The 6,478-nt window shown below is 50.9% G+C and carries 5 protein-coding genes; 3 read left to right on the forward strand and 2 right to left on the reverse strand.

The window, feature by feature from the left end:
• The first annotated feature begins 252 nt into the window (after positions 1 to 252).
• Positions 253 to 954: an alpha/beta hydrolase gene (locus A3844_RS23910; RefSeq protein WP_074108672.1), complete on the forward strand. Its 702-nt coding sequence runs from the start codon at positions 253 to 255 to the stop codon at positions 952 to 954.
• Positions 955 to 1,048: 94 nt separating this feature from the next.
• Here the strand turns inward: A3844_RS23910 and A3844_RS23915 are convergent, their stop codons facing one another.
• Positions 1,049 to 2,083: a LacI family DNA-binding transcriptional regulator gene (locus A3844_RS23915; protein WP_074108673.1), complete on the reverse strand. Its 1,035-nt coding sequence runs from the start codon at positions 2,081 to 2,083 to the stop codon at positions 1,049 to 1,051.
• Between the two features lie 125 nt (positions 2,084 to 2,208).
• Between A3844_RS23915 and A3844_RS23920 the strand changes: the two genes are divergently transcribed.
• On the forward strand, positions 2,209 to 3,906 hold the full coding sequence (locus A3844_RS23920) for an alpha amylase N-terminal ig-like domain-containing protein (protein WP_074108674.1): 1,698 nt from the start codon (positions 2,209 to 2,211) through the stop codon (positions 3,904 to 3,906).
• 68 nt (positions 3,907 to 3,974) lie between these two features.
• Here the strand turns inward: A3844_RS23920 and A3844_RS23925 are convergent, their stop codons facing one another.
• Positions 3,975 to 5,042: a M23 family metallopeptidase gene (locus A3844_RS23925; protein WP_074108675.1), complete on the reverse strand. Its 1,068-nt coding sequence runs from the start codon at positions 5,040 to 5,042 to the stop codon at positions 3,975 to 3,977.
• Between the two features lie 343 nt (positions 5,043 to 5,385).
• On the opposite strand from A3844_RS23925, the gene lipA reads away from it, so the two are divergent.
• On the forward strand, positions 5,386 to 6,288 hold the full coding sequence (gene lipA, locus A3844_RS23930; protein ID WP_244169838.1) for a lipoyl synthase: 903 nt from the start codon (positions 5,386 to 5,388) through the stop codon (positions 6,286 to 6,288).
• Positions 6,289 to 6,478: the final 190 nt, after the last annotated feature.

Here is a 6,478-nt window from a genome sequence, read left to right on the forward strand (position 1 = left end):
ATAGATAGGCAGTGATTCAAGTAGAGCAATAGCCTGTACAGCTGAACAATAACCATTCGAATGGTGTGATATTACTATATGGAAAAACTTTGGTAATGCTTGGGCAGTAAAATAAAAAAACAGCCCCATCCTTGTCCAGAGTCAAAACTTGACGATTGGAGCAGTTAGGGTTATTTTTCTTAAAATGGGTTAAACATGGGAATCCTGCTTAATAGGCTACTAATAATGAATTCCAACGAAAAGAGGGCGCCTATGGAACGCTGCTTATTCATACACGGCTTCACAGGAGGGGAATACGAAATCTCTCCGCTAGCGCAATTCCTGGAACAGCATCAGTACCCTGCCCGAACCTTTACGCTAAAAGGACATGGGGGGAGCCGGCATGACCTGCTTCAATCCGACAGGCAGGGTTGGCGGCAGAGCGCCGAAGACCAGCTGCAAGAGATGTTGAATGATGGCGACAGGGTGCACCTGATCGGTTTTTCCACCGGAGCGCTTATTGCTTCCCACTTATCTGTGCAGTACCGGGAACAGATCAAGTCGCTTACGCTGCTGTCTACACCTGTTTTTCCGCTTAACCTGCTGGAGATTCTGAAGACCCTGGGCAGCCCGGTTATGATCCGGAATTACCTGAGCAAGTTCGGCTCTACTCCGGCGAAGGCTACAAGGGAATTTCAACGTCTGGTGCGTGAGAGCTTTGAGATCTATCCGCAGATTGAGACCCCGACCTTAATTGTTCAGGGCGGCAGGGATCATTTGGTGAGAGCAAAAAGCGCGGCCTATCTGCACCGCACCATCCCCTCGGCAAGCAAACGTGTATTAATGGTGGAGCGAAGCGGCCATATGTTGTGCCACTGCGAAGACAGCAGCCTAATAATGGATGAGGTGCTGCAGTTTATTCAAAGCTCCGGCAGAGCTTCAATAAATAAGCTGCAGGAATACTCAGCGAAATAACAAAACCTCCTTCACGGGCTAACGTGGAGGAGGTTTTTAACGACTCAGGGACATGCCTTATTCCGTTGACATCTCTAGATGGGTATGATAGTTTCTATTTAGGGAAACCGGTTTCCCTTACTTTTCTTAATGTTGACTCCCGCGGAATTAACTCCGGCTTCAGCAGCAGCCCGCGGCCAGCTTCATTTTTGCCGTCGATCCTTTCCATTAACAACTCACCGGCCGATACCCCCAGATGAAAAGTGTCCAAATTAAGCGAGGTTAATGGCGGTGTGGTGTAGCGGGACAACGGATATTCATCAAAGGTTGCAATTCCAAGCTCAGCGGGAATTTGTACCCCCAGCTCTCTTGCAGCCTGCAGTGCCCCAAATGCGGCAAAATTACTCATACAGATCAGGGAATCCGGCGGCGTTTCGCTACGCAGCAGCTGTTTGGCCGCTTGATAGCCTACCGCCTCTTCTGCCGCGCCGTTCATAATCCATTGCTCGGGGAGGGATAGTCCGGCTTTTAAAAGTTCCTCCCTGCAGCCTTCCAGCCGGCGGATGAAGAGAGGATCTCCCTCCTGACCGCCAACAAAAGCAACCGCAGAGTAGCCTTCCTCCAGCAGATGCCGGGTGAGCATTCTACCGCCAGCTTCGTTATCGAAATCGGCCCAGCATTCGGAGCCGGCAACTTCCCCCAGCGAAATATATGGGAACTGGAGCCGGTTGAGCTCCATGCATAGTTCCTCTGTAAGCACCGAGGTGTTGGCGATAAGGCCATCGACCCGCTTGCTTCTTATGAGCCTGTGCAGGAAATGGCCCTCCGGGTGGTTATGCTCCACATTGGCGATGGTCAGTTCATATTTCATGGATCCGATTACACTTTCAATGCCGCCGATGATGCTGTAGAAGAACTGATTCAAGAATTCACTGGATTTGGACATGTCGATCAACAGCCCAATATTGCTGCTGCTCTGACGGGCTAAACCTGTGGCGATGCTGCTGGGTGTGTAATTCATTTGTTTCATGATTTCTCTGACCTTATGTTTGGTTTCCTGCGAGATTTTCGGTGAATCATTCAGCACCTTAGAAACTGTGGATTTGGCTACACCTGCCGCTGAGGCGATATCCGTAATCGTTACCTTCATAGTTTTCCCTCACGATCCAGCCGGATTTTTTGAAAAAATAAGGATTATAGGTTTCAAACGGCGTAGCCGTTTCTGCTAATGACCAAGACATAAACCCATCATACAATAAAAGGAGCTCGTATCATATGACCCGCTGGTTTCTATACCATACTGCTGAAGATCCCTTTGCTTTTCCGGTTGGCCCCGGCAGCTTGAAGCTGCGACTTTTCGTACAGAATGGGCAGCAATTGACCTGCACCGTGATTCATTCTGACCGCTATGACTCGCCGGGGAGCGAAATCCCGCTTCCAATGGAGCGGATCGGCTCTGCAGGAGCTTATGAGATTCATGAAGCCGTCCTTCCATCAGTAACTGGCAAATGCAGATACTTATTCCATGTCATGAACCCAGCCGGGGAATATTTGTGGTATGGAGAGAGAGGGATAGCAGAGAACAGAGAGCATGCCGGATCTTTTCAATATGCTTACATGCACCAGCCGGAAGCGGTTAAAATTCCCTCTTGGAGTCAGGATGCGGTAGTCTATCAGATTTATCCCAGCAGCTATAACGGAGGCAATCTGAAAGGGATATTGGACAAAATCCCTTATCTGCAGCAGCTGGGCATCACAGCTATGTACATGACGCCCATATTCGAGTCTCCTTCCGAGCACAAATACAATACCTCTGACTACTACAAGGTCGACCCAACGTTTGGCACAACAGCGGATTTGAGGGCTGTGGTGGATCAGGCTCACCACCATGGAATCAGGGTACTGCTGGATGCCGTATTCAACCATGCCGGTGATACGTTTTTTGCCTTCAGGGATGTGCTTGAGCATGGGGAGAGTTCCCGGTACAAGGACTGGTTTCTAATCCACTCCTATCCAGTGGTACAGACCCCTTCTCCAAACTATGAGACCTTTGGCAAAGCTGAGGCGCATATGCCCAAGCTGAATATGGACAACCCAGAAGTTGCGGATTATATGATGGAGGTATCCAAGCATTGGGTACGTGAGGCGGGGATTGACGGCTGGCGTCTGGATGTGGCCAATGAGGTGTCGCACAAGTTCTGGACGCGGTTTCGCCGTGAACTCAAAGCAGAATTCCCCGAGCTGCTGCTGATTGGTGAGATCATGCATGGTTCCGGGCCTTGGCTCAGAGGCGACCAGTTCGATGGCGGCATGAATTATGTTCTGCGCGATGCGGTGCTGGAGTTCTTTGCTGAGCAGTCAACTGGACCGGTGCGCTTTATGGAGCAAGTAATCCATCAGGAAGCGTTCTGCAACGATCAGGCGAATGCGGCCATGTTCCAGCTGCTTGGCAGCCATGACACGCTGCGTTTTTTAACGGCCTGCAAGCAGGGTGGACGGGGCTGGAACCATGAGGAAACGGCGATGTACCGGATGAGGCTTGCAGTGTTCTTTCAAATGACCTATATCGGTATGCCTATGATTTATTATGGTGATGAGGTTGGCATGGAGGGTGCGACAGATCCGCACTGCAGACGGCCGATGGTATGGCGCGAGCAAGAGCAGAACAGCACACTCCATGCCTGGTATACACGGCTGATCGGTCTAAGGAAGAAATATGAGGTGCTGCGAAAAGGTTCTTTCCGTCCCTGGTTCACGGATGAAACCCGCAATGTTCTAGGTTACGTCCGGTCCAGCGGGCAGGAGAAGATAGGGCTGGTCATTAATAATTCCCCTAACCGCTATCATCTGGAGGTGGACCGTTTCCGCTCCGGCACCCCGGAGTTAACCGACCTGCTGACAGGGACAACGATCTGTAATAATGATCGTCTGGTTGTGGAGCTTGAACCCTTCGGTTGTCTAATGCTCCATTAGAGTAAGCTGTACCTGTTCCATGCTGACAGGACAGGACGCCGTCTGATGATCAGGTGGAATGGCTGCAATTACTTCCGTTTTTTCACAGCTTTGTATTCCGCATTCTCCCACTGCTTCAGTAAGGGATAAGGATCGAAGGCCCACTCCGTAATCCCCCGGTCGCGGTAGATTCCATAATGCAGGTGAGGCGGGAACTTGCCTTGAGTGCCCGGGTTGCCGTAGCCGGAGCTGCCGACCCAGCCGATCGTTTGGCCGGGGGCCACAATATCTCCACGGGAGAGTGATTTCTCATACCCTGCCAGATGGGCGTAGTAATGATAGCGGTTTTCGATATCGCGTATACCGATCCGCCAGCCGCCGTAGCGGTTCCAGCCCTTGGTTTCCACGATTCCAAAACAGGTGCTGCGCACAGTCATGCCGTGAGGTGTGAACAGGTCTGTCCCTTCGTGGATACGCGCTCCGCCCCAGCTTCTGCCGGTGCCCCAAGTGCTGTGATAAGAATAGAGGGAGCCCACCGGCAGAGGAAAAGCACTGCCCGACAAATCAAGCCGTCCGAAATGCTCGTACAGCTTGGCAAACTGTGCTACCCGCTGCGCTGCCCTGCCGTTATGGTAATATTCCCACACACCGATATTGAAATCGCTGGCAGAATCCCCGTATTTCATCAGATGCCTTGCCATACTGTAGAGTACATCAGCATCATTCCCGGGATCAGCCACACCGTCGCCGGACCCATCCTTTCCGAGTCCTCCAAAAAATCCGATGGATTGCGGGGCCTGGTCCGCTTGATCCGGGTTCAGCGGTCCGCACCATACCGGTGCGGGGATGCTGATTCCGGTAAGACGGGGATTGGCGGGTTCCGCGGTTCCGCTTTTCTTTTTGGCAATCGTCCGTTCATATTGGTCAATAGCAGCGAAACGGAACCAGGTAACCCCTGTAGCAGCGCTCATTTGATCATATAGCTCCTTGCGGCGGGCAGAGAGTGTGTCTTTGTCTGACACAGTTCCAGTACGGACTGAGGGAAGGCGTAATTCTGCAGCCGCTGCCCCCGGATAGCTTGTTCCCCATAGCATGGCGGCGGCTGACAGACAGAGTACTGTTTTCCGTATTGCAGCATTCCTGAATTGAGCCGGCATGTTTACAACCTCCTAGGTCCGGGTGCTGATGTGTTAACAAGTTTTTATCAAGAGCACCCTTGGGGTGCTTTTTGTTCTTATTCCTTATCTTTCCTGTCTCTGTCTTTCCTGTTGGAACGGGCAGCTAAAAGCGGTACGCAGTATCGGTGCTCCGGAATCATCAGCTTTGATAAGGACGGCGTAGCCGTTTCTACTTGTAGAGTGGAGCAAATGGGCTTATTTTATCCATCCTTGCCCAAAGGTTCACAAAAACAGGCAAATGGCCCTTGCACATGCTATAATATGAGGCAGCAAACTTTAATGGATGCAACTAAATATTCAGGCGAAAGCGGGGTTCTTCACTTTGACTAATCGGACAGCCAAACAACCCAAGCCAGACTGGATCAAAATCAAGTTAACGACGGGTGAACATTATCAGGAAATTAAAGGCATGATGCGCTCCAAAACTCTACATACCGTATGTGAGGAAGCGCGATGCCCGAATATCTATGAATGCTGGGCTAACCGCACGGCTACTTTTATGATACTGGGTGACATTTGTACCCGGGCCTGCCGGTTTTGTGCCGTAAATACAGGTCTGCCTACGGAGCTCGATCTTTTGGAGCCGGAGCGTGTGGCTGAGGCTGCCGAGGGGATGCAACTGAAACATTGTGTGGTCACGAGCGTGGCCCGTGATGATCTGAAGGATGGCGGTGCACAGATTTTTGCCGAGACCGTAGCTGCAATCCGTAAGCGCCTTCCGCTGTGCAGTGTAGAGGTGCTGATACCGGATTTTCTGGGCGACCGGGACAGTCTTGAAATTGTAATGAACAGTCGTCCGGATATACTGAACCACAATATTGAGACGGTAGAGCGGATGTCTGACCGAGTGCGGGCGCGGGCCAAATACCGCCGTTCCCTGGAACTGCTGGGCAGAGCCAAGGCGATGAAGCCGGACATCCCAACCAAATCCAGCATTATGCTTGGCGTTGGCGAGGAATGGGATGAGATTTTGCAGGCGATGGATGACCTGCGGTCGGTGGATTGTGATATATTGACATTGGGCCAATACCTGCAGCCTTCACCAAAGCATCTGAACGTGGAGAAATATTATACTCCTGAGGAATTCGCCCAGCTCAAGGAGGAGGGGCTGAAGCGCGGCTTCAGCCATGTGGAGTCCGGCCCGCTGGTGCGCAGCTCTTATCATGCGCATGAGCAGGTGAAGTCCGCTACCGCTGCCCGTGAAGAGCGTTCCGTTTCTTTATAAGCTCTTACAAATTTGCGCAGCAAATTTGTCCCGTGACGGAGTCACAGTTAATGTTTAATGTTTAATCTTTAATCTTTAATCTTTAATCTTTAATCTTTAATCTTTAATCTTTAGTCTTTAATCTTTAGTCTTTTAGTCTTTAGTCTTTTAGTCTTTAGTCTTTTAGTCTTTAGTCTTTTAGTCTTTAGTC

Source organism: Paenibacillus helianthi, from assembly GCF_001909055.1.
GTDB classification, from domain to species: domain Bacteria; phylum Bacillota; class Bacilli; order Paenibacillales; family Paenibacillaceae; genus Paenibacillus_AQ; species Paenibacillus_AQ helianthi.

Excerpts from the sequence above, each read along its gene's own strand:
- A3844_RS23910 (WP_074108672.1), top strand. The coding sequence starts at position 253 with ATGGAACGCTGCTTATTCATACACGGCTTCACAGGAGGGGAATACGAA.
- A3844_RS23915 (WP_074108673.1), bottom strand. The coding sequence starts at position 2,083 with ATGAAGGTAACGATTACGGATATCGCCTCAGCGGCAGGTGTAGCCAAA.
- A3844_RS23920 (WP_074108674.1), top strand. The coding sequence starts at position 2,209 with ATGACCCGCTGGTTTCTATACCATACTGCTGAAGATCCCTTTGCTTTT.
- A3844_RS23925 (WP_074108675.1), bottom strand. The coding sequence starts at position 5,042 with ATGCCGGCTCAATTCAGGAATGCTGCAATACGGAAAACAGTACTCTGT.